This window comes from uncultured Rothia sp. (genome assembly GCF_937976295.1).
Taxonomy (GTDB): Bacteria; Actinomycetota; Actinomycetes; order Actinomycetales; family Micrococcaceae; genus Rothia.
In genome coordinates, this window is sequence record NZ_CALJRY010000140.1 from 1 (window position 1) to 22245 (window position 22245).

At 57.0% G+C, this 22245-nt stretch carries 21 protein-coding genes and 1 pseudogene; 12 read left to right on the top strand and 10 right to left on the bottom strand.

Annotated features, from left to right (window positions below; translation table 11 throughout):
- The 5 genes from Q0216_RS03610 to Q0216_RS03630 all read left to right on the top strand — a co-directional run.
- On the top strand, positions 1-686 hold a 686-nt coding region (locus Q0216_RS03610), incomplete at its 5' end, for a glycosyltransferase (protein ID WP_298592991.1).
- Positions 683-2011, top strand: coding sequence for an O-antigen ligase family protein (locus tag Q0216_RS03615; RefSeq protein WP_298592992.1), 1329 nt, complete (start codon positions 683-685; stop codon positions 2009-2011). The genes Q0216_RS03610 and Q0216_RS03615, both read left to right, overlap by 4 nt.
- Positions 2012-2186: 175 nt before the next feature.
- Positions 2187-3236: a glycosyltransferase family 4 protein gene (locus Q0216_RS03620; protein ID WP_298592994.1), complete on the top strand. Its 1050-nt coding sequence runs from the start codon at positions 2187-2189 to the stop codon at positions 3234-3236.
- Between the two features lie 65 nt (positions 3237-3301).
- On the top strand, positions 3302-4249 hold the full coding sequence (locus tag Q0216_RS03625; protein WP_298592996.1) for a glycosyltransferase family 2 protein: 948 nt from the start codon (positions 3302-3304) through the stop codon (positions 4247-4249).
- Between the two features lie 12 nt (positions 4250-4261).
- On the top strand, positions 4262-5509 hold the full coding sequence (locus Q0216_RS03630) for a glycosyltransferase (RefSeq protein WP_298592998.1): 1248 nt from the start codon (positions 4262-4264) through the stop codon (positions 5507-5509).
- An 86-nt stretch (positions 5510-5595) separates the two neighbouring features.
- Here the strand turns inward: Q0216_RS03630 and Q0216_RS03635 are convergent, their stop codons facing one another.
- The 4 genes from Q0216_RS03635 to rfbA form a co-directional block, all read right to left on the bottom strand.
- A complete protein-coding gene (locus Q0216_RS03635; RefSeq protein WP_298593000.1) occupies positions 5596-5904 on the bottom strand; it encodes a PqqD family protein in 309 nt (102 codons plus the stop codon).
- On the bottom strand, positions 5901-6758 hold the full coding sequence (locus tag Q0216_RS03640) for a nucleotidyltransferase family protein (RefSeq protein ID WP_298593001.1): 858 nt from the start codon (positions 6756-6758) through the stop codon (positions 5901-5903). The genes Q0216_RS03635 and Q0216_RS03640 overlap by 4 nt, the downstream gene beginning before the upstream one ends.
- Positions 6759-6870: 112 nt before the next feature.
- Positions 6871-8343 carry a polysaccharide biosynthesis tyrosine autokinase gene (locus Q0216_RS03645; protein WP_298593003.1) on the bottom strand — a complete coding sequence of 491 codons (1473 nt, stop codon included), beginning with the start codon at positions 8341-8343 and terminating at the stop codon, positions 6871-6873.
- Positions 8344-8439: 96 nt separating this feature from the next.
- On the bottom strand, positions 8440-9300 hold the full coding sequence (rfbA, locus tag Q0216_RS03650) for a glucose-1-phosphate thymidylyltransferase RfbA (protein WP_298593004.1): 861 nt from the start codon (positions 9298-9300) through the stop codon (positions 8440-8442).
- Positions 9301-9374: 74 nt separating this feature from the next.
- On the opposite strand from rfbA, the gene rfbB reads away from it, so the two are divergent.
- From rfbB to Q0216_RS03685, 7 genes are all read left to right on the top strand, one after another.
- The gene (rfbB, locus tag Q0216_RS03655; RefSeq protein WP_044142793.1) at positions 9375-10373 is read left to right on the top strand and encodes a dTDP-glucose 4,6-dehydratase; all 999 of its coding nucleotides are present in this window, start codon (positions 9375-9377) and stop codon (positions 10371-10373) included.
- The gene (gene rfbD / locus Q0216_RS03660; protein ID WP_298593006.1) at positions 10373-11797 is read left to right on the top strand and encodes a dTDP-4-dehydrorhamnose reductase; all 1425 of its coding nucleotides are present in this window, start codon (positions 10373-10375) and stop codon (positions 11795-11797) included. The genes rfbB and rfbD overlap by 1 nt, the downstream gene beginning before the upstream one ends.
- Before the next feature lie 235 nt (positions 11798-12032).
- Positions 12033-12317: a 50S ribosomal protein L25 gene (locus tag Q0216_RS03665; protein ID WP_298593008.1), complete on the top strand. Its 285-nt coding sequence runs from the start codon at positions 12033-12035 to the stop codon at positions 12315-12317.
- 141 nt (positions 12318-12458) lie between these two features.
- Complete coding sequence (gene pth / locus Q0216_RS03670) at positions 12459-13046, top strand: aminoacyl-tRNA hydrolase (protein ID WP_294632964.1); 588 nt, start codon at positions 12459-12461, stop codon at positions 13044-13046.
- Positions 13047-13250: 204 nt separating this feature from the next.
- Positions 13251-14549, top strand: coding sequence for an aminotransferase class V-fold PLP-dependent enzyme (locus Q0216_RS03675; protein WP_298593010.1), 1299 nt, complete (start codon positions 13251-13253; stop codon positions 14547-14549).
- Between the two features lie 65 nt (positions 14550-14614).
- On the top strand, positions 14615-15085 hold the full coding sequence (sufU, locus tag Q0216_RS03680) for a Fe-S cluster assembly sulfur transfer protein SufU (RefSeq protein ID WP_298593012.1): 471 nt from the start codon (positions 14615-14617) through the stop codon (positions 15083-15085).
- A gap of 527 nt (positions 15086-15612) precedes the next feature.
- Positions 15613-16110: an adenylyltransferase/cytidyltransferase family protein gene (locus Q0216_RS03685; RefSeq protein ID WP_298593014.1), complete on the top strand. Its 498-nt coding sequence runs from the start codon at positions 15613-15615 to the stop codon at positions 16108-16110.
- Positions 16111-16275: 165 nt separating this feature from the next.
- Here Q0216_RS03685 and Q0216_RS03690 read toward each other — a convergent pair whose 3' ends face one another.
- From Q0216_RS03690 to Q0216_RS03715, 6 genes and pseudogenes are all read right to left on the bottom strand, one after another.
- Positions 16276-16773: a DUF2505 domain-containing protein gene (locus Q0216_RS03690; protein WP_298593016.1), complete on the bottom strand. Its 498-nt coding sequence runs from the start codon at positions 16771-16773 to the stop codon at positions 16276-16278.
- Positions 16774-17031: 258 nt separating this feature from the next.
- Positions 17032-17742 carry a glycosyltransferase gene (locus tag Q0216_RS03695; RefSeq protein ID WP_298593017.1) on the bottom strand — a complete coding sequence of 237 codons (711 nt, stop codon included), beginning with the start codon at positions 17740-17742 and terminating at the stop codon, positions 17032-17034.
- A 276-nt stretch (positions 17743-18018) separates the two neighbouring features.
- A complete protein-coding gene (locus tag Q0216_RS03700; RefSeq protein WP_298593019.1) occupies positions 18019-18501 on the bottom strand; it encodes a UDP-N-acetylglucosamine--LPS N-acetylglucosamine transferase in 483 nt (160 codons plus the stop codon).
- A gap of 233 nt (positions 18502-18734) precedes the next feature.
- Positions 18735-19967, bottom strand: a complete 1233-nt coding sequence (locus tag Q0216_RS03705) for a Wzz/FepE/Etk N-terminal domain-containing protein (RefSeq protein ID WP_298593021.1) — start codon at positions 19965-19967, stop codon at positions 18735-18737.
- Positions 19968-20033: 66 nt separating this feature from the next.
- Positions 20034-22025 (bottom strand): lipopolysaccharide biosynthesis protein, encoded by a 1992-nt coding sequence (locus Q0216_RS03710; protein WP_298593023.1) that lies wholly within the window; start codon positions 22023-22025, stop codon positions 20034-20036.
- Positions 22022-22245: pseudogene (locus Q0216_RS03715) on the bottom strand (O-antigen ligase domain-containing protein); the annotation flags it as partial. The gene Q0216_RS03710 and the pseudogene Q0216_RS03715, both read right to left, overlap by 4 nt.

Here is a 22245-nt window from a genome sequence, read left to right on the forward strand (position 1 = left end):
TGCACCGTGTGCGCCTGTGGGGTACCGATCAGGCGATTGCTGTTTCTCGTTCTACCGCAGAGCAGATGCGCGCCAAGTGGGGCGCTCGTGACGTGGAGCTGGTGTACAACGGTGTGGATATCCCCGAAGTGCACGCGGCTGTTGAGCAGCAGCGTGTACCCGCCGAAGGCGGTCCTCGTATTCTTTCGCTGTCTCGTCTGTCCCCTGAGAAGGGCATTGACGTGCTGCTGGACGCTTTTGCGCAGCTTCGTGTGGATTACCCGCAGGCTCATCTTGAGATTGCGGGTTCTGGCGATTTGGCGTCCGAGTTGCAGGCTCAGGCTCAGCGCCTGAACCTGGGCGATTCGGTGACCTTCAGCGGCTTTGTTAACCCGATTGAAGCGATGGGTCGTAGCGACATGATTGTTCAGCTGTCGGTGTGGGAGAACTGCTCTTACACTCTGCTGGATGCTAAGGCAGCCGGCCTGAAGACGGTAGCTACCGCTGTGGGCGGCAACCCGGAGATTCTGGGCGCCGACGAGCTGGTGGACCGCCAGAGCGCAACCCTGACTCAGGACGTTCTGCAGGCCATGCGCGCGCAGCTGCAGAAGGGCGAGCCGGAGCCTTTCACCTGGATTTCGAATGAGCAGATGGCTGCTCAGACGGTTGATATTTACGCACGTGTACTTCGAGGAGGCAGATCATGAGTCAGGCTTCGCAGGTTTACGCGCACTTGAACGAACCCGCTGAGAAGCCGGAAGTTTCGCGTTTCTCTGAAGCTGTGTCTCGCGGTAGCGATTACGTCCGCCACCAGAGTGGCCAGATTCGTATGCCTGAGTTCATCATGGCATTCCTCTTGCTTTTTGGTAATGCCGTGCCTGGCATCGGTCTGCCCTTTAACCAGGTAGTCATTCTTGTTTTGGCGGCGTACGGTCTGACCCGTAAGCCGACCTTTGACGTCAGCCATTTTTCCGGTTTGCGCGCCATCATGTTCGTTGCGATGGGTTACTTGGCAATCGTTTCTATCAACAGCGTGCATTCAGAGGACGCATCGGATTGGACACGACGCTTACTTCGCCTGGTGGCGGCAACAGTGCTGGTTTGGGCCATTGCTGCTGGGCGTCTGCATATTCGTTCCATTATTCTCGGGTATTCAGTAGCAATCATCTTTAACGCTGTAGCCTATTTTGCCGGTTTTGCCCCGGTGACGGGATACTACGGTTATCTGACCGGTTGGTTGAATGACAAAAATTTCTCAGGTCTGGTGTACTGCCTCTTCGGTTTGATGATTCTGAGCTTTGCCCGTAACAAAATTGAAGTTATCGGGGCTATTGTTGTTTTTTCCGGTTTGCTATGGGCTACGGGTTCTCGTACCTCTATTGCGGCGTACGCGGCGGGTCTGATTTGGATTGTTGTAGCCCATAAGTTGAAGACCTTTGGTCGTATAGCCTTGGGTGTGGCTCTGTACTGGCTGATTGATATGCTAACCAGTGACTATTCGCGTGCTGGCGTGTTCGCGGATCGTTCGGGTACGGATGCGCTCCGTGCGCTGATTGACGCCGCTTCCGAAGTGAAGGTGAATGCTGCTGGTTTCTTCGGTGACGGCCTGGGTGAAGCGTACGTTTACCTGGCACACACCGGTTCAAAGACCTGGTACTTCCACAATTCATACTGGTCTGCGCTTGTTGAGGGCGGCTGGCCGTGGATGATTCTGGTCGTTACCATTACCTTGCTCTTTATTGTGAACGTGTTTAGCGGCCAGAAGACTCTGCCGGCTAAATTCTATGTTGTACAGGGTGCCGGTATCGCCATCATGATTTGTGCATCGCGTCTGGGCGAGGTCTTCTACACCTGGCCATGGGCTATTGCCTGTGGATTGGCTCTGCGTGTGTTACTACTTGAACGTGAACAGCGTCTTGGTACCGGTCATAATGAGGCAAGTATCGAAGGCTTTGATGAGCGAATTGAGGTTCGTGATGCTGAAGAAGCCGATAACCATATGCTAGCCGCCCAGAATACCTATAAGGCGTAGAGGATATTCACATTGTGTTGTCTGCCTCGGCAGGTAGTTTCTCTAAGTCTCCAACATAGCGCGCTACATATTTGTTGAAACGCTTATTGGAGTGCCTTGTTCTGGCGTATCCGGGGAGTACTAACGATTCCCTAGAAGAACTATTCCCCTCGTCATTTGCTCTAGGAGTAGAACATTGAAGAAAGAACTGTACATCGCTACTAATAACGGTGATATTGGTGGCGGCGAGGTCATGCTTCTGAACATTGCCCGTGCAGCCCGTAACCTCGGCTACAAGGTCACTGTTGTGGGTCCTTCCGAGCCGAAGCAGCTTATGGAGGCAGCAGCGGACGAGGGGTTTGCCCGTATTATTCTGCCGGCAAAGAACCGCGCACAGTACATGCTTGCTCTGCGTAGCTGGCATGCCCGCCACAAGGATGTTCTGCTGTGGTGTAACGGTCTGGTCCCTGCGACCGCTACTGGCGGTCGTAAGAACCGCATCGTGCATCTGCACCAGTTTGCTACCGGTATCAACGCTAAGCTGGTACCTTTCGCCCGGCGTAACGCTTTGGTTACTCTGGTCCCCAGCCGCTATGTGGCGCGTGCCTGCCCCGGCAGTGAGGTTTTTGCAAACTGGGTCAGTGGCGTTTCTACCGAGCTGGATCACCGTGTGGGGGAGCGCCGACTCCGCGTCGGGTTCCTGGGGCGTCTAACCCCTGCTAAGGGTATTCCTGCTTTGTGTGAGGCGTTGAGCATCCTTAATAAGGATGAAATCATCTACGACTTCATTATTGGCGGTGAGCCTGTCTTCGCTTCTGAGGAGGGCCGTGCTGAAGTCGAAACGGCTCTGGCTCGTGTTGCACCGTTTAGCACCCGTCTGGGCTGGACCACTCCTGACCGCCTGTTCTCTAACATTGATATGCTGGTTGTCCCCTCGGCGGGTGCTGAAGAATCCTTCGGCCTTGTGGTCGCTGAAGCGATGAGTGCGCGCATCCCTGTCGTTATCAGCGACGCTGCACCCTTGGCGGAGGTTGTGGGCGGCAATGGCTCTTACCCCTATATTGTTCCTGTGAATCAGCCGCAGGCACTTGCTCAGGCGATTGAGAAGCTGGGTCAGGAAATTCGTGAAGAGACTGAAGAGCTTGCAGAACGTACCTCCGAGCTGTTCTGGCGTTGGCAGGAGAACTACTCGCCTGAAGCAGGTAAGGTCCGTGTTGGTGAGATTCTGGAACGTTTTATCCGCTAAGGTGCTTCTAAACCTATAGATCATTCCCAACGGATACCCTCTCACTCAAACCCCGAAGGAAAATTATGACGACTACCCACCGCTACAAGGCTGCGGTCATCATCCCCTCGCGCGGTGGTGCAGATATTCTGCACTACCCGCTGGATGCGCTTGCCGCCCAGACCGAGAAGGACTTCCAGGTTATCGTGGTCCTCGACGGCGATATTGATAACAGCGAAGCTGTGCTTGACCGCTACATTGCAGAAGGCAAGCTGAACCTGACCAAGATTGTTTTCGAGGAGAACCGCGGTCGCGTGGCAGCGCTAAACGCTGGCCACCGTGCGGCTGATGCAGATATCCTCATCCGTTGCGATGACGATCTTGAGCCTGCTGCCGACTATGTCGAGGCGCAGATTCGCCTGCACCGTGATTATGACGGTGTGATTGGTACCTTGAAGAACGTGTACCCGGACACTCCCTATTCTCGTGTGTACGGTAATTTCCGCGATGCCCGGTTCAAAGAAGGCGCCCTCAGCGTAGCTGAAGAAGGCCGTTGGCTGTACTGGAACGGCAACTCTTCTATCTCTGCGGAGTACTTCGACCGTACTGGCGGATACGACCCTGCGTACCGTCTCTACGGGTGGGAAGACGTAGACATGGGCAAAATGGTCCATGATGCTGGTGGCCGCATCATCATCTCTGATGAAGTTGAGGTCAAGCACTATGCGGAGGCTACCACCACTGCAGTGCGTGCCCTGCGTGCCCTGCACTCGGGCTCTGCCCGCACCATCTTCGTGCGTAAGCACGGCGAAGAAGCACACCCCGCACCGAACCCGACGGGCGCGTGGGGTTTGCTGGTCAAGACCCTCGCACGTTTCACCACCGAGAAGACCATTAAGGCTCTCGGCGATGCGAGCGATAAGATTCTGCTCAAGCTGCCTGCTAAGGCTGCTGAGAAGCTTGTGGCGCTGCAGGTTGAGGCTGCATCGTACGCCGGTATTCACTATCCTGAGCGCGCTCAGAAAGTTTTCTAGGAGGAAAAGGAAATGTCACTCACTCAGCTCTTGACCTCCGCTCCGTTTACCGGGCCGAAGAATCCCGACGCGGTGCTTGCTGATATCCCGAAGAGCCTCAAGAAGCTTGGCAGCCTGGCGCGCCGTTACGTGCCGCTGGTCAAGCCTGAGGCGACGGAAGAGATTGCAATTGCCCACGACTATCTGACTCAGCGCGGCGGTGCGGAGCGTGTTGTGCTGGCAATGCACCGTGCGTTCCCTGATGTGCCGATTTACACGACTCTGTACGACCCGGAGGGCACCTTCCCCGAGTTCAAGGACGCGAAGATCATTACCAGCCCGCTGAATAAGATTGGTTACCTGCGTCGTAACCACCGTATGGCGTTGCCGATTTTGCCGTTTGCTTCTTCTTTCTTGAAGGTGCCGGCTGAGCGTGCTGTGGTGTCGACGACCGGTTGGGCGCACGGCTTCAACTTCGCCGGTCGTAAGTTCATTTACTGCCATTCGCCGGCGCGTTGGCTGTACCTGAGCGATCAGTACCTGGGCGAGAAGAGCACCGGCCCCGTGCCGCTGCTGCTGAAGACCCTGCGTCCTGCACTGATGCTGTGGGATCACTGGGCGGCCCACCGCTCGGCGGTGTACGTGGCGAACGCGAGCGTGATTAAGAAGCGTATCGAGAACGTGTACGGCAAGAAGGACGTTCCGATTTTCTTCCCGCCGCACTCGGTAGACGCCACCGCACCGGTTGAGCCTATTCCGGGTCTGGAAGAGTTCACCGAATCGGACGATTATTTCCTGATTGTTTCGCGTCTGCTGCCCTACAAGAATGTTGATAAGGCTGTTGAGGCGTGTAATGAGTTGGGTAAGAAGCTGCTGGTGATTGGTCGCGGTCCGGAGAAGGAACGCCTGGAGGCCCTTGCAGGCCCCACTGTTCGTATCGCTTCGGGCGTTTCGGATGCGCAGCTTCGTTACGCGTACCGTCACTGCTTGGCGCTGCTGGCTATCTCTTATGAGGACTTCGGTATTACTCCGCTGGAGGCGGGCGCTAGCGGCAAGGCTGTGATTGCCTACCGTGCGGGCGGCTTCCTGGATACTATTCAGGAAGGCAAGACCGGCATGTTCATCAACCAGCCGACCGTGGAGCAGCTGGTGGAAGCCCTCAAGGCTTTCAACCCGGATGACTGGGATGCCGACTACATCCGTGAGCACGTTGACGGTTTCTCGGAGGCTCGTTTCATCAGCCGTCTGAAGATGTACGTGCAGTCTCTGCCTGAAGACTAAAAGAGCTTGACGGCTCATAGAAGAAGGCGGGGCGGTAGAACTATAAAAGTTCTGCCGCCCCGCCTTCTTTATGCTTTCTGAGAGCCTTAGCGGGCCTCTAGGAGCCCCTTGGAGAGCAGCTCGGGAATGAAACCCTCAATCTGCGGCCCCATAGTCTCTACAGGCTGTTCATACATCTCGCAGAGCACGTCGATAGCGTCCTGCAGAGACATCGGGTCTTCAAAAATACTCCAAATAATGGAAGCTGAATCCTGAAGGACAGACAGCTCACCGTTGGCAAGATTTGCAAGATAAGTTGCCGTGGGGGAGTACTTAGCGAACTCTTCAGAATGAACGTACGCGATGTTCTCGGGGATACCGTAGACGGTCTGACGGGAATCTACCGGATTGCTCATTTTTTCACCTTGATTCCGAAACGCTCAAAGAACTTGGCACGTATCTCTGCCTTGGTGGGGGTGCGTCCCAGTTGCATCGCCAAGTGGTCCTTATTCACGAGGAAAATGTTCTTGAGGGTGCGCAGTTTATCGTGCAGGGTGCTCGCCGACTGCAGGCGTCCAATCCACTGAATATAGTGGGGCACATCCTGCGAGACCGACAGCCACAGCAGGTAGTCTCGGTCGTCACGGTACTGCTCCAGACCGCCCATAGCCGCGCTGTATGCGAGGGAAGAGTCGAGCTCCTCCGCGCGGGCTCGTAGGCGCTGCCAATCATAGTACGAGAGCAGAGAAACCAGGTAGTTAATATCCGCGCTGTAGCGTGATGCCGCACGGGCGCGGTGAAGCACCACGAGAAGACGCGCATCCAAATCACTGGGGACATTGCAGGGGCGGTGTGCAATCATACGGGTCTTACGTGCAGCCCAGATGCGGTCAAATGCCTTCTCGTAGTCGCCGTGGCGCCCAAGACCGGGGAAGAAACGATGGATATCAGTTAGGCCCCATGAAGCGTGGTAGAGCGTCATCGCGTGCTCGAACACGGAACCTGTCTCGAAATGGGCTTGGATACGCCATCCATCTGCCAGAAGAATCTCTACAAAGCGGTCCACGTGAGAGGGACGGACGAGCAGGTCAGCGTCGGAGCTGTACCTGCCCTTGCGGTAAATTTCCTGGGAGAAAGCGTAGCCTTTGACATGCAGAATATCGATGGAGTGCATGTCGGCAATCCGCTGGAAGTAGGCGTGCGCAAGCCGAATCCGTGCCGCGAGCGGAGTAGTCTGCGGCTCCGGGGTATTGGGTGAGTGAGTGGTCACAATAGCCTTTCGGTGCACATGTATACCAGATAAGTATAAGGCGGGACGGGCAGAAAATACTGCCCATCCCGCCCTAAGTCGCTCCCTATGATTTAGGGCGCTTATTACGTTATTACTTCTTAGCCGAGGACTTCTTCGACGACTTCTTGTCGCCGTCCTTGCCGTAACCGTAGTAGGTGGAGTAACCGACGTACGAGCTTGCGTAACCGAAGCCGTAGTAGGAGTTACCCAGACCCTTACGGGGCGCACGGTTCAGAACCATACCGAGGAGTTTCGCGTTGACCTTCTTCAGGATGCTTGCAGCTTCAGTCATCTGCTCACGGTGGCTTCGACCGATAGAACCGACGAGGATCACGCCATCCACAGAGTGGGAGAGTAGCGAAGCGTCGGTCACGGGCAGCAGCGGCGGAACGTCGACGACCACGATGAACTCTTCGGAGAGCTCGTTAATCAGCTGGCGCATCTTATCGGAGCCCAGAAGCTCGGAGGGGTTCGGGGGGATACGACCCGCGGGCAGGACGAAGAGGTTCGAATCGCCCAGCTGGTGCACAGCGTTAGCAATCTCGACCTGGCCAGCCAGAACCTGGGTCAGACCGACCTTGGCGTCCAGCTTCAGCTTCTTAGCCACGGTCGGGCGGCGGAGGTCGGCGTCAATGAGGATGACGGGCGAACCCGCGTCAGCCATTGCGCGAGCCAGCGACAGCGACACGGTCGACTTACCTTCACCGGGCACTGCGGAGGTGACGATGAACGAACGCGGGGGAGTGTCAACGTTCACGAAGCGCAGGTTGGTGCGCAGCTGACGGATAGACTCCTGCGCGATGTGGTCGTCGGTGTTGCCGTTAACGATGTTTTCTTCGTTCAGGTCGTCACTGACGGGCAGAACGCCCAGGATGCTTGCGCCGGTTGCCTTGGTAGCGTCGTCACGAGTGCGGATGCGCTGATCCAGTGCGCGGCGCAGGAAGATTGCCAGGTACACCAGACCCAGACCAGCCACCGCACCGATGAGTACGTTCTGCTCGTAGTTCGGGGCCACCAGCGGCGGGTTCACGCTTGCGTTATTCAGCGGAATCACGCGAACGGTGTTGTTGGTGGTCGCGGATGCGGCGGTGTTTTCGCCGTTCACCAGAGCCTGAGCATTACCGGGGTTCTGCTCAATTTCCTTGATGTAGTCGGCGGTAGCCTGCAGTGCACCATTAGCGAGCAGCTGTGCGTTCTTCGGGGAAGAAGCCTGCGCGCTCACGGTAATCAGCGCAGCGTTATCACCCGCGGTTGCAGTGAGGCTTGCACGAATCTGCCCGGTAGTCATGGAGAGTTCGGGGTTGTTCTGCTTAATCTTCTGTGCCACAGCTTCGGAAGAGACGATAGCTGCATAAGAACGCGCACGTTCCTTGGCTGCGGAAGAGCCGGAGAGAACATCCACAGTACCGGACTCGCCCACGGTCACGTAGCCCGAGGACGATGCAGCGTAGACCCTCGGCTGAAGAGATGCATAGCCGAAGCCTGCTGCGGCACCGACAACGATGCCAATGATCAGCAACCAGAGGTTAGCCCTCGTGGTGCGGAAAAATTCCAAAATGGTCATGGTAGTGAGAATACTCCAGAAAGTTTGAGTTAGTGTACCTGCAACGTGGAGTGTTGTTGCAGGCGGTGAAGGGATACGAAGATCCCCCGGTGTTTATTAGCGGAGCAATCCGAGCAGGTAGCTACCGTAACCGCTCTTGACGAGGGGGGTAGCGATGTCGCGCAGCTGCTCATCGGAGAGCCAACCGTGGCGCCACGCAATTTCCTCCGGGCAACCAACTGACAGACCCTGACGGCTCTGAACAGTGCGGATGAAGTTAGTGGCATCAGCGAGTGAATCAAAGGTTCCGGTGTCGAGCCACGCGGTACCGCGAGGCAGAACCTCAACCTTCAGTTTACCCTGTTCCAGGTAGATGCGGTTGAGGTCAGTGATTTCCAACTCACCGCGCGGGGAAGGCTTAATCTGGCGTGCATACTCTACAACCTTCGAGTCGTAGAAGTACAGACCCGGAATAGCGTAGTCGCTCTTGGGGTTTTCAGGCTTCTCCTCAATGGACAGTGCGTTGAAGTCCTCGTCGAACTCCACCACGCCGTAGGCGCGAGGATCAGCAACCCGGTAAGCGAAGACGGTCGCGCCGTCCTTCTGCTCGTAGGTGGCAAGCTGAGTGCCCAGACCGGGACCGTAGAAGATATTGTCACCGAGCACGAGCGCTACAGGGTCATTACCAATAAAGTCGGCACCCAGAATAAAAGCCTGTGCCAGACCGTCCGGGGAAGGTTGTACCTTGTATTCGAGATTAATACCAAAACGGGAACCGTCACCGAGCAGTCGCTGGAACTGCTCCTGGTCGGCAGGAGTGGTAATAATCAAAATATCGCGGATACCCGCCAGCATGAGAGTGGACAGCGGGTAGTAAATCATCGGCTTGTCATAGACCGGAGTGAGCTGCTTGCTAATACCCTGAGTGATAGGGTGCAAACGGCTTCCGGTACCGCCGGCAAGAATAATTCCCTTCATAACTTCTTATTGTGTCATGTTTATCTCTTTGTTGAGGCATAAAAATCGCTGTTTAGCCAGGTAAAATCTACCGTATGGCTCACATTCTTGTTACCGGCGGTGCCGGTTTTATTGGTTCGAACTTTGTTCACCACCTCATCGATAACACTGATCACACTATTACTGTGCTGGATAAGATGACCTACGCCGCAAACGCTGCGTCTTTGGAGGGTCTTCCTGAGTCCCGCTTCAAGCTCGTCGTAGGCGACATCGCCGACCGCGAGCTGGCTGACGAACTGGTCGGCAAGGCAGACGCTGTTGTCCACTACGCTGCGGAATCGCACAACGACAACTCCCTGTCCAATCCCGAACCGTTCATCCACACTAACCTCATCGGTACTTTCAGCCTCCTGGAAGCAGTCCGTAAGCACGGCACTCGCTACCACCACATCTCCACCGACGAGGTCTTCGGCGACCTCGAGCTGGATGATCCGGCAAAGTTTACCGAAACCACCCCCTACAATCCCTCTTCCCCTTACTCCTCCACTAAGGCAGGCTCCGACCTGCTCGTTCGTGCATGGGTCCGCTCCTTCGGTATTGAAGCAACCATCTCTAACTGCTCCAACAACTACGGCCCCTACCAGCACATCGAGAAGTTCATCCCCCGCCAGATCACTAACATCCTCTCGGGTCTGACCCCGAAGCTGTACGGCGAGGGCCTGAACGTTCGCGACTGGATTCACGCATCCGACCACTCTTCTGCTGTGCTGCGCATCCTGGAGCAGGGCAAGATTGGCGAAACCTACCTCATCGGTGCAGACGGCGAAGAGAACAACATCACCGTTCTGCGTACCATCCTGCGCCTGATGGGCAAGGACGAGAACGACTTCGAGCACGTGGTTGACCGCCCCGGTCACGACCTGCGCTACGCAATCGACGGTAGCCGCCTGCGTGCAGAGCTCGGCTGGGAGCCGAAGTTCACCGACTTCGAGTCCGGTCTTGCCGACACCATTAAGTGGTACACCGACAACCGCGGCTGGTGGGAGCCCCTGAAGGCTGAGGTTGAGGCTAAGTACGCAAAGGCTGGCCAGTAATGACCAAGGAATTGAAGGTTACTGAAACCGAGATTCCCGGCCTGCTCATTATTGACCTGCCGGTTCACGGCGATAACCGCGGCTGGTTCAAGGAAAACTGGCAGCGCGAGAAGATGGTCGCAGCCGGTCTGCCCGACTTCAACCCCGTCCAGAACAACATCTCGTTCAACGCTTCGGTAGGTACCACCCGCGGTATCCACGCCGAGCCGTGGGATAAGTATGTTTCTGTTGCGACCGGTCGTATCTTCGGCGCGTGGGTTGACCTGCGTGCCGGCGAGTCTTTCGGTAAGGTCGTCACCGTGGAGCTGGGCCCGGACACCGCAATCTTCGTGCCCCGCGGCGTGGGTAACTCCTTCCAGACCCTGGAAGAGAACACCGCCTACACCTACCTGGTGAACGATCACTGGTCGGCGGACGCAGTATCCGGCTACAGCTTCCTGAACCTTGCCGATGAGACCGTCGCAATCGACTGGCCCATCGACCTGGCGAAGGCAGAGCTCTCCGAGAAGGACCGTAACCACCCACGTCTGAACGAGATCAAGCCCTTGGAAGCCGACCCGATCCTGATTATTGGCGCGGGCGGTCAGCTCGGCACCGAGCTGGTTCGTCAGCTCACCGAGCAGAACGTACCCTTCCTGGCTGTGGATCGCGACCGCCTCGACCTGGGCAAGCCCGAGCAGTGGCGCGACGCATTCCGCTGGCGCTCCTTCCGCGCGGTCATCAACGCTGCAGCGTACACCGCAGTGGATCAGGCTGAAACCCCCGAGGGTCGCCGCGACGCCTGGGCAGCTAACGCTCTGGGCGTGAGCGCTCTTGCCTCCATCTGTGAAGAAGCTAACCTGCCGCTGGTTCACGTATCCACCGACTACGTCTTTGACGGCTCCCTGCCCCTGGGTGAGGAATACCCGGAGGATTACCCCCTGGCACCGCTGAGCGTCTACGGCGCGTCCAAGGCTGCCGGTGAGGTTGCCGCTGCCGCATGGCGTAAGCACTACACCCTGCGCACCAGCTGGGTTGTTGGCGCTGGCAAGAACTTTGTGGGCACCATGGCATCCCTGGCTGAGCGCGGTATCGACCCGTCCGTGGTCGCCGATCAGTGGGGCCGCCCGACCTTCACCCAGGACCTGGCGGCAGCTGCCCTGCACCTGCTCTTCTCCGGCGCTGAATACGGCACCTACAACGTGTCGAACACCGGTGAAGTCATCAACTGGGCACAGTTCGCTCGTGCAGTGTACGAGGGCACCGGCCATGACCCGGCACGAGTCAGCGACACCACTACCGAGGAATACTTCGCCAACGCTGAGCTCTTCGCTCACCGTCCGACGAACTCGGCGATGGACCTGTCCAAGCTGATTGCTGCAGGCTTCACCCCGCGCGATCACCGCGAGGCGCTCGCCGCCTACCTGGCGGACATGGGCTCCTAATCCTCTAGGGATTCGACCCTATATCTGCTGACAACAGCATAAAAGGCGTGAAAAGCGCCATATCACAGGTTCCCGGCCCTTGAAGAAGAGCCGGGAACCTGTACAATATTGTCTTGGCCAAGGCGAGGGCCACCGCAAACGCGGTGAGCCGTTATCGACGAGGTGGCGTACGGATTCTTCATCCGCGCCGTTTCTCTTGGCGCGTTATGTACAGACTACAGAAATGGAGATTCCCATGGCTGAATTCAAGATTGTTGCAGAGCCCCGCGTTGACTTCGGTAAGGGCTACGCACGCCGCGCACGCGTTGCAGGCAAGATTCCCGCTGTCGTTTACGGCAACGGCGCAGAGCCCAAGCACCTGATTCTGCCCGGTCACGAGACCACCCTGGCAGTTCGTAACGCAGACGCAGTGCTGGTTATCGAGGTTGAGGGTGAGACCATCAAGGCTCGCGTTCAGGACATCCAGCGCCACCCCATCCGCCCCGAACTGCAGCACATCGACCTGGTGTTCGTTGCGTAAGTAGCGGATTTCAACGCTTATAGACCGGCATAAGCCGGGCTGGGAACGGCCCGCATCCTCATACGGGGTGCGGGCCGTTTGCATACCCCGCAGACAAGAAGCGGGAGCAGTCCCTCCGAACTTAGAAAGGTACACGAAGAGATGTCTGATACCTGGCTCATCGTGGGTCTAGGAAACCCCGGCCCCAACTACGCTAAGACCCGCCACAATATTGGTCAGATGGTTCTGGATGAGCTCGCCAAGGAAGTTGGCGGCAGTTTTAAGAAGCATTCCAAGGCCTCCGCGGTTGTGGTGGAGGGACGCCTCGGATTTGGTGGCCCCAAGGTCATCCTCATGAAGTCTCTCGGCTACATGAATACCTCGGGCGGCCCGGTCAGCGCCGTCGCCAAGTTCTACGGCATCGACCCCGACCACATCATCGTTGTGCACGATGAACTCGATATCCCCTTCGACACCATTAAGCTCAAGATCGGTGGGGGAGAGGGCGGCCATAACGGTCTGCGCGATATCACCAAGGCACTGGGCACCAAGGACTACTACCGTGTGCGCACCGGCATCGGTCGACCTCCCGGACGCATGGACACCGCAGACTTCGTGCTCAAGCCCTTTAGCAGCACCGAAGCGAAGGACCTGCCTTTCCTCATTTCGAATGCAGCGGATGCCACCATGATGCTCGTGAAGGAAGGCCTGCTGGCAACCCAGCAGCGCTACCACGGAGCAGGCTCCTAGCCGTATGACCCGTGCCGGGTCAACGCTGAACTGGGTCAACACTGAACTGGGGCAACGCATGATATAGGCCGATGTGTGAACTAGGCTCTACCTAACTATGCAAGAGCCCGGTGAGGGAATAAGCTAGAAAAGAATGACGTTATACGCTCCACGACGGGAAAATACCCGACCCGTGGAGCGTATGAGCGAGAGAAGAAGGTAATCGTGGCTGAATACTCCACCCCCGCCAACACCCCGCTGAGCGACGACATCGTACGCCAGCTTCGCCAGGACTTCCCGATCCTCAACACTGAGGTCAACGGGCATCCCTTGGTCTACCTGGATTCGGGGGCGACCAGCCAGAAACCCCTTCAGGTTCTCGACGCAGAACGCGACTTCTACCTGCACGCTAACTCCGCCGTACACCGCGGCGCCCACACCCTCGCGGTCGAAGCAACCGACCTGTTTGAGGATGCGCGCATCACCGTCGCGAATTTCGTCGGCGCCACTGACGAAGAAATCGTGTGGACCTCCAACGCAACCGAGGCGCTGAACCTGGTTGCCTACTCCATCGGCAACGCCTCCCAGGGCATCGGTGGTCCTGCCGCTGAGCGTTTCGCGCTGAAGCCCGGCGATGAAATCGTCACCACGGAGATTGAGCACCACGCGAACCTCATTCCCTGGCAGATTCTTGCTCAGCGTACCGGCGCGACTCTGCGCCACATCCCCTCCACCGAGGACGGTCAGCTCGACTACGCGGCAGCCGAGGACATCATCAACGAGAAGACCCGCATCGTGGCCTTCACCCACGTCTCGAACGTGACCGGCGCGATTACCGATGTGCCCCGCATGGTTGCCATGGCGCGCAAGCATGGCGCGCTTATCGTGCTGGACGCCTGCCAGTCCGTACCGCACATGCCCGTAGACTTCCACGCCCTGGACGTCGACTTCGCGGCGTTCTCCGGCCACAAGATGCTGGCACCCACCGGTATCGGTGCCCTCTACGGCCGTGCTGAACTGCTTGAAGCTCTGCCGCCCTTCCTGACCGGTGGCTCCATGATTACCCGCGTGGGTCTGCAGGACGCAGAATACATGCCCGCCCCCATCAAGTTTGAGGCAGGCACCCAGCGCGTCTCGCAGGCAGTCGCTTTCGCCGCTGCTGTGCGCTACCTGCAGCACCTGGGCATGGAGAACGTTGAGGCCTGGGAACACGAACTGGGCGCCCGCCTCGTTGAGGGCGTTCAGAAGATTGAGGGCGTGCGCCTGCTCGGCCCCACCGACCCCACCAAACGTGCCGGACTGGTTGCTCTCGCTATCGATGGTGTGCACCCGCACGACGTGGGTCAGCTGCTCGATACTCAGGGCATCGCCGTGCGCGTGGGTCACCACTGCGCCCAGCCTCTGCATCGCTGCGCCGGTGTGACCGCCTCGACTCGCGCCTCCACCTACATCTACAACACCACCGAAGACGTGGACGCTTTCCTGAAGGCACTGGCCGAGGTGCGCCCCTACTTCGGCTTTTAAAGCAGATGCGTTAGAAGCTAACGCCCCAATTTTTCAGACATACCAACTGACGGAAGAAGATCACCGTGTCTCTTGAATCCCTGTACCAGGAAATTATTCTGGAGCATTCTAAGCAGCGCAGCGGCGAGCACCTCGTAGAGGTACCCGCCGGCCATGCAAGCGCCGATAACCACCAGTACAACCCCACCTGCGGCGACGAAATTAACCTGCGCGTGGTGCTCTCTGAGGAGCTGAAGGACGGCGAGAAGACCATCGAATCGGTCTCCTGGGAGGGCGACGGCTGCTCCATCTCCATGGCTGCCGCCTCCGTGCTCTCTGAAATGGCGCCCGGCATGACCACCTCTGAGCTGCAGAGTCACGTGGATGCGTTCCGCGAGATGCTGCGCTCGCGCGGTAAGGTGACCCTGGACGAGGAAGAGTACGGCGATATGGCGGCTTTCTCCGGCGTTTCGAAGTTCATGGCGCGCGTGAAGTGTGCGATGCTTTCGTGGGTTGCGGTTGAGGAAGCTACTAAGGAAGCGGCCGCGAAGAACTAGCTCTTTGCCAAGAGGGCAGGTTGGGTCATTCGGCAGTTAGCCGATATTTGAACGCCAATCGAAAATATCGAATGGAGCCATCGACAATATATTGCATTGATGTGTAATGTTTTTCGATAAACTTTTAGCGGTAAGCACCGAACGAGACCCTAGCTGAGAATCTACTCCCTACCCTTTCTTGATATAAGATTTCTTTGTTTTAAATCAATATGACGAAAATATGAGGCGGATACTACACTGTATCCGCCTCATATTTATATCTTTTCCTTTTTCCTTCAAAAAGGTGACTGGTAAAATAAAAGGACGAAGGGCGCCCAACCAGCACCCTCGAGAAACTCTTTTCGGACCCGCATATTCTCACGTGATAGCGAGAAGAAAAACAGTGTAGAGAGAATACTTTCTCAGTGCTGAATAATCTTCGCTAATTCTCCTGCCTTCACTACAGATAACGGTTATGTTTCTCACCCCTTCCGGTACTTCAACCACACCGGAATAACCATCGCCGCTACCAACCACAAGGAAGCCCCATGATTATTGGCTACGCCGCAGGCGCCTACGACCTTTTCCACTACGGCCACCTCGAGATTCTCCGCAAGGCTAAGGAAAACTGCGACTACCTCATTGCAGGTGTCGTGCACGATGACGTTCTGGAAGTGACCAAGGGCCGCCGCCCCGTCATCCCCATCGAAGAGCGTGCCGCCATCGTCAGCCACATCGACTACGTGGACGAAGTGCACGTCGAAACCACCCCCGACAAGCTCGAAACCTGGAAGCAGAAGCCCTTCAACGTCTTCTTCAAGGGTGATGACTGGAAGGGTACCGAAAAGGGCAAGGCACTGGAAGCACGTTTCGCAGAGGTCGGCGTGGAAGTACACTACTTCCCCTACACCGAGCACACCTCCAGCACCAAGCTGCGCAAGGTCGTTGACCTGCTCGAAGCAGAGCACGACCTGCGCGTAGAGATGCGCCGCTTCGCCGAGCTGCTCGGCGAGCGCAAATACTCCGAGGCGACCGTCGCCTCCTAACGCTCCTACGCCCTCATCAGGGCGCTAGCGCTCGTAGAGACTCATCAAGACATAGAGACTCATAAAGACACAAAAGGATCCCCGCCGTAAGTACATACGGCGGGGATCCTTTCGTATATTGGCGAGTATGTCAGCTACACCTCAAAGGTGAGCGTCTCATAAGCTTTAGCGCTGTGCCAGCCACTTCTCAACGGAGGAGCCCAGAACCTTCAGCACGCGACCAACCTGAGGTTCAGCAGCGGCTGCAATCTTCTTGCCCACCAGCGGGATGGAGCAGGAGACTTCACCGTTGACGTCCAGGCGGGTCTGTTCACCCTCGGGGGTCAGCTTCTGAGTAGCCTGAGCGGATACGGGAAGACCCTTAACCTTGACCTCGGTAGAAACAGTGCGGGAGCCGTCAGCAGCCGGTGCGCTTACGTTGTCCACCTGGGTCATAGTAACGCCGTTGCCGACGAATTTACGGGCGATGTCCGGCACACGATCAGTGGACACGGTACGCTCGGTGGTTGCGGTGAACTCTGCGGAGGTGTCACCGGAAACCGAGAAGCTACCGAGCTCCACCCTAACCTCGGAACATACGAAGCGTGCGAAATCCTCGCTGGAGAGTGCCTCGATAACCTGCTCAACGCTTGCGTTGATAACGGTTGATTCCTGAACTGCCATAATTGTTCCTTTCGTAGTGCGCGAAAACCCCGCGCATTATCCCTTCTAAGGATACGGTGCGCGGGGTTTCGCAACCAATGTAAAGACGCGAATCCACCTGAGAATATGCCGTGAAAAAGGGAAAACATCCACAGCCTCTCACAGGGTGGCTGGAGGATTCGCACGCCGGTCTAAAAATGCGGGAACCGCTTCCGGGTGGCTCCCGCATCGCATCGCCAAGGAGGCTGGGCTTAGCAAGCTAAAGCTTTTAGACGCTGGTTAGGCGCTGGGTGCCATCGCGTCGATGCGAGCCATCTCAGCCTTACCCGCACGGTGTGCGCGAGCGGCCTGCTTCAGACGACCCCAGAAGGAATCCTTGCGGTGGGTCTTGCCCGCGAGCAGATCCTGCAGTTCCTCGCTCAGCTGCGCTGCAGAAATCTCCGGGGTGGAGATGTAGGGCTCAGCGGTGCGGAACAGGGAGGGGTTCGCCAGAGCAAGATCCAGTTTGTCGAAGAGGTCTTCGCGGCTTTCAACAACAACAGCGTGACCGCGCTTCTCCATCAGAGCGGTGAAGGGGACCTGGTGGTTGTCAACGACCTCGTCGAACTCTGCGCGGCGCGGAACAGCCAGCGGCAGAGCACCGGTACGGCGTGCATCCTGGATGGAGCCGGGGCCGCCCTGAACCAGTACTACGCGTGCGGTTGCGTAGTAGTCCAGAAGTTCGGAGGCGGGAAGGAGCTTAAGGTTGTCTGCGTGCTTAATGGGCGCAGTGTGGCCATGCTGCACGAGGCAGGTGACCTCGGGGTGAGCCTCAAGATAAGCCTCAACCCAGCGCAGGAGACGATCAAAAGTGTGAACGTCGGTACCGAGGGACACCACCAAATCGTAAGTCTTGGTAGGAATACGAACGGGCGCGACGGCAGGGGTAAATACGGGCAGGTCGAACTTGGAAGTATCAACGCTGACGTGGGGGAAGTTCTGAATAGACATAGCCTATTCCTCTCTATGTATTTATCGGTAGTAACCCCGTATACCTGATGCAAAAATCCGGAGGGCATCATTGGTATACGCGGTGGCGTCGTGCCGGAGAAAATGGTGAGTAATCTCCGCATACGCTTCTCTGGCGAGTGGTTAGTTCGCTTGGATGGTGAGTCCACAGTGGAGCGCACGACTTATGCGTATCTGTATGTTTAATAAATACTATACCCCGAAAATAACGCCCTCAGCACACGCGAGGACGCTATTTTCAGGATAAATTCATCACTCTTAGAAAATGGGATGAATCACACGAGAATCAGGGAAATTCTCCTGCTGTTCCTCGCTCTGAACAATAATTCGACCAGCAAAGGTGTACAGCATCTTGCCGGTCATCGTCGGCAGAGTCGGGCGGTCAAAACACTCAATATAAAGAGTCTTTACGCCAAAGAGTTTAGCCGCCACAAAGAAAGGAACGGCAACACCGGCGCCGGCAGAAACAACCGCATCCGGACGTTCCTTCGGAAGAATACGAAATGCCAAGAACAGATTACGAATAGCGTTCTTAATATTTCGAGTAGTCGGGTAATAAGCCCAATAGGTTTTCTCATCAGCCAGAGAAGATTCAACATCGGGCTGCTTAAAGCTAACCCACACGCGGTCATAATCCTGCCATGCGGCAGAAGTAGCCGTCAGATGCTTCAAGTGTCCGCCACTGCTAGAAACCAGCAGAAGCTTCTTCTTCGGTGCCTGAGAGGAAGTTGCCTCAGTCATAGTGTTCTCCTAAAGCCCCAATACAAGAGAAAAATAAGAAGAAAAGATAAGGGTGAGCTGACGGGTCCGGCAACGCCTGCATCAATAGATCTGCAACAACAGACCTGCTACAACAGATCCGCCTCAACAAGCGTTACCGACCCTACGCTCAAGGACGAAGGACGAACCCGCACACAGGCGAGGTATCCATCAATAGACCCCGATTGCGCGCGGTCCATTTACCCCCGGTCTAGTTATTCACGGTCCAGGAAAACAGCCAGAGCGTTCACGCCCTCAAGCTGATCCAGCTGAGCGAAAAGCTCACGAACCTGCTGCAGAGAAGTAGCTGCAGTCACCGGAACCAGAGCCACGCCGCCAGCCTGAACGAAACGCAGCTGGGTCGACAGGGGAGTAGCGGTGCTCAGGCTAATCACCAGAGGAGTCTCGCTCTTCTCAACCAGCGACTCGGGAGTGTGGCGGGTCAGAGCGTCACGGACCGAAGCGTAATCGGTGAAACGTGCGTACTCGGTGGGCAGAACACGCTGCAGCATCTGGTACAGGTGCTCAACGCCGCGGTCAGTACCGGGCAGAATGACAATGCCGGATGCGCCGGCACTCTTCACATCGCCGTCGGGAGCGCCAATGGTGCGTAGCAGCATGAACGCGTCATTCGCCTCAGAAGAGGAACCCAGCTCGTGAACCGGGATACCAGCATCTTCCAGACGGTCAGCGTAACCAACGTGACGCATGGTGCGGTCACGACCGTAAGCCAGTACAGCACCAATCAGCAGACCGGCAACAGCGCCAACAATAGCCATCTTTACCGGGCCAAGAGCCGAGGAAGAAGAAGGAACCTGAGCCTCGCTCATCACGCGGCCACCGGTGGTGGACGTCAGCTGAATCTGAGCGCGACGCTCCTGCAGCTGAGAAAGCAGACCGGCACGGCTGTTATCACCCTCGAGGGCAGAAATCTGCTCATCAATCTGGTGCACAGCAGAATCAACGCTGCTCTTCAGCGACTCGGAACGAACCTGCAGGTACGCGTTTGCCATGGCGTTAGCGTAACGTGCAGCATCCGTGCCATTGGGGCGGGTTACCTCAATGTCCAACACGGCAGTCTGGGAGGTACCGGTCACCTTAACGGAGTTCATCAGGCGGCTGGTCAGCTGAGCCTCAGAGAGGGTATCGCCATTAGCAATCAGAGACTTCGCCGCGTTCTGCGCAACCTCACGAGAGGAAGCAATGCGAGACTCGGTAGCAATATCCACCTTCGCGGAGTTAGCGCTACCGGTACCGGCGGGGTCAACCACCAGCGGGTAAACAACCAGCGAAGCCTTAGAAGTGTACTTGCTATTGGTCATGTAGCCGTAAGCGGCACCCGCCACAGCAAAAATCACGACCGACAGCAGAATCAGCAGACGGTGTCGGAAAATGCGATGTACCTGGCTACCGAGGGTAACTGAGGAGGTATGAGAGGTGTTATCCATGAGGACATCCTAGAGGAAGAGAAACGGACACTAAATATCGGAGGAAACGTAGAAGAAGCGGAAGGCTTAAGACTTCGCGCGGCGGGCGGAGAGGAAACGCTCAATACCGAGAGCCTTGCGGAAGCGGTACAGCACCGCACCGTACACCGGAACGAGCAGCACCACATACACGATGACGCCCAAAACGTTCTGACCCAAGAAGGTCAAAGACACCAGAGCACACACTGTCGGAACAGCCGCACCCAAGAAGAGCGAAGGAGCCATCTCACGGACCGAAGCGCGAATACCGACGAGGCGGAACACCTGGTAGCTCGCCAGGAAGGTGTCAATCAGCAGAGCAGAAGCCCAAGCCGTCACCGCACCGTACAGGCCCCATACCGGAACCAAAGTGAAGTTCAAGGTCACAGCCACCACCAGCGAGGAGAGCTTGTTCAACAGCTGCCAGCGACTCTTACCGCTCATCAGCAGAACAGACTGCACACCACCGGCACTCATCGACAGCATCGCCGCCGGGCAAATCACCCAGAGGATACCGGCGCCAGCCTCAAAGCCCTTACCGAAGAAACCCAAAAGAGTCGGACCGAAGAACGCCAGAGACAGATAGAACGGCCAAGACAACGCAGTCAACACGCGAGTGGTCGAAAGGAAAATATCTCGAGCACGATCGAGCTGACGAGTCGCCAACGCCGCACTAATCGACGGGCCGGTCACCACACGGCCGGTGTGCTCAATCATGGTACCCACACGAACACAACGGTTCACAGCACCATAGATACCACCGGCAGCGGCGCCCAAGAACGCCGTCACCACCAGAACGTCAATCCACTCCAGGATAGTTTCCACAACGGTAGCGACACCGCGTGCAGAGCTGAAACCCCAGAACGAACGGAACGTCTCGGCCGGAGAATCCTCAGAAGGAAGAACCTCCACATGCTCCTCGGAAGGGAACGCCCGCTCCAAAAGCCACAGGGCAACCACCGCAGTAATCGCCACTGGAATGGTCCAGGCGTACACCAAATCCATGAACTGACCCGAGAACAGAACCACCAAACCCACCGCCGCAAAACGCAGAGTAGGAAGCAGAACATTCTGCAGAACCGTAAAAGTCACCACACGATGCAGACCGCGTAGTGCGCCGAAGAACACCGTCATCAGCGCCGCTATCAGAACGAAAGCGGAGCTGATACGCATTGCAGCCTGATACTCGGGAGCCATTGGCACAAGCTCGGTGTAGATGTACACACCCGCCACCAGAAGCACCGAAGTCACCAGCGAAGGAATCAGACCGTAACGGATCAGCTGCGGAAGCACACCGTAACGACCCAGCGCACGCTGAGCGCTCATCGTACGAACCAAGCCAGTATCCGCCCCGAAGGTCACCAGCGAAATCGCAATCGCAAACAACGCCATCAGACGGAAAAACTCGCCCGAACCCTCAGCACCAATACCGTTCGACACCACCATCGTGGTCACGAATGCGATACCCGCACCGTACATCACGCACAGAGAAGCAAGAGAGCCGCTCTTGGCGAGGCTGGGCTGCTTACCCTTTCCGGGGGCTTTCTTAACCGGCGTGCTCTTCGCGGATGCGCTATCCGCCTGGGCACCTGAGACGGAAGGTTTAGCCTTTTCTGCAGACTCAGCAGTAGCCGGGGCAGCCCTCCGGGAACCGGACAGATGAGCACCCACTACAACGGTAGCGCTCACCGCTGAGGAACCTGCAGTCGAACTACCTGACTCCGAAGAACCCGTTTCTGAAGAACCCGCCTCCAAAGAATCGGGCAGCGACTCCTCGGACGCAAAGCCCTGAGCCGGAGGCACAATCGACAGCGCCGTGGTCGCAGGAAAACGGCCGGAACGGATATCGTCCACCGTCGGAGCAAACTCATCAGCAGAAGACTCTGCCTGTGAGTCAGCCGGCTCTACTACCGGATCCACATACTCGCCGCTCTCACGCAGGCGTGCACGGCGGCTAGGGTGACCGCTCACCGAATACGCATCATCGAAAGATGAAACCTTAGATGTATCTAAACCGCGAGGGGACTGATTCTTCGTCATAGCCCCTCACCATCCCGAATGGAACGGATACACGCCATCGACGCAAGCATCAGAATGGTCAGCTGAGCAATATCGAAGCTGTAGAAAATAAAGACAACACAGCACGCGACCGGCACGCTATGCAGCCAGTACCCGGAGGTGGTCTTCACTCGCGCGCCGCCTGCCACAGTGCACACCATGAAGAGTGCGAACAGCGCCAGACCCACGAAGCCGAAGCAGA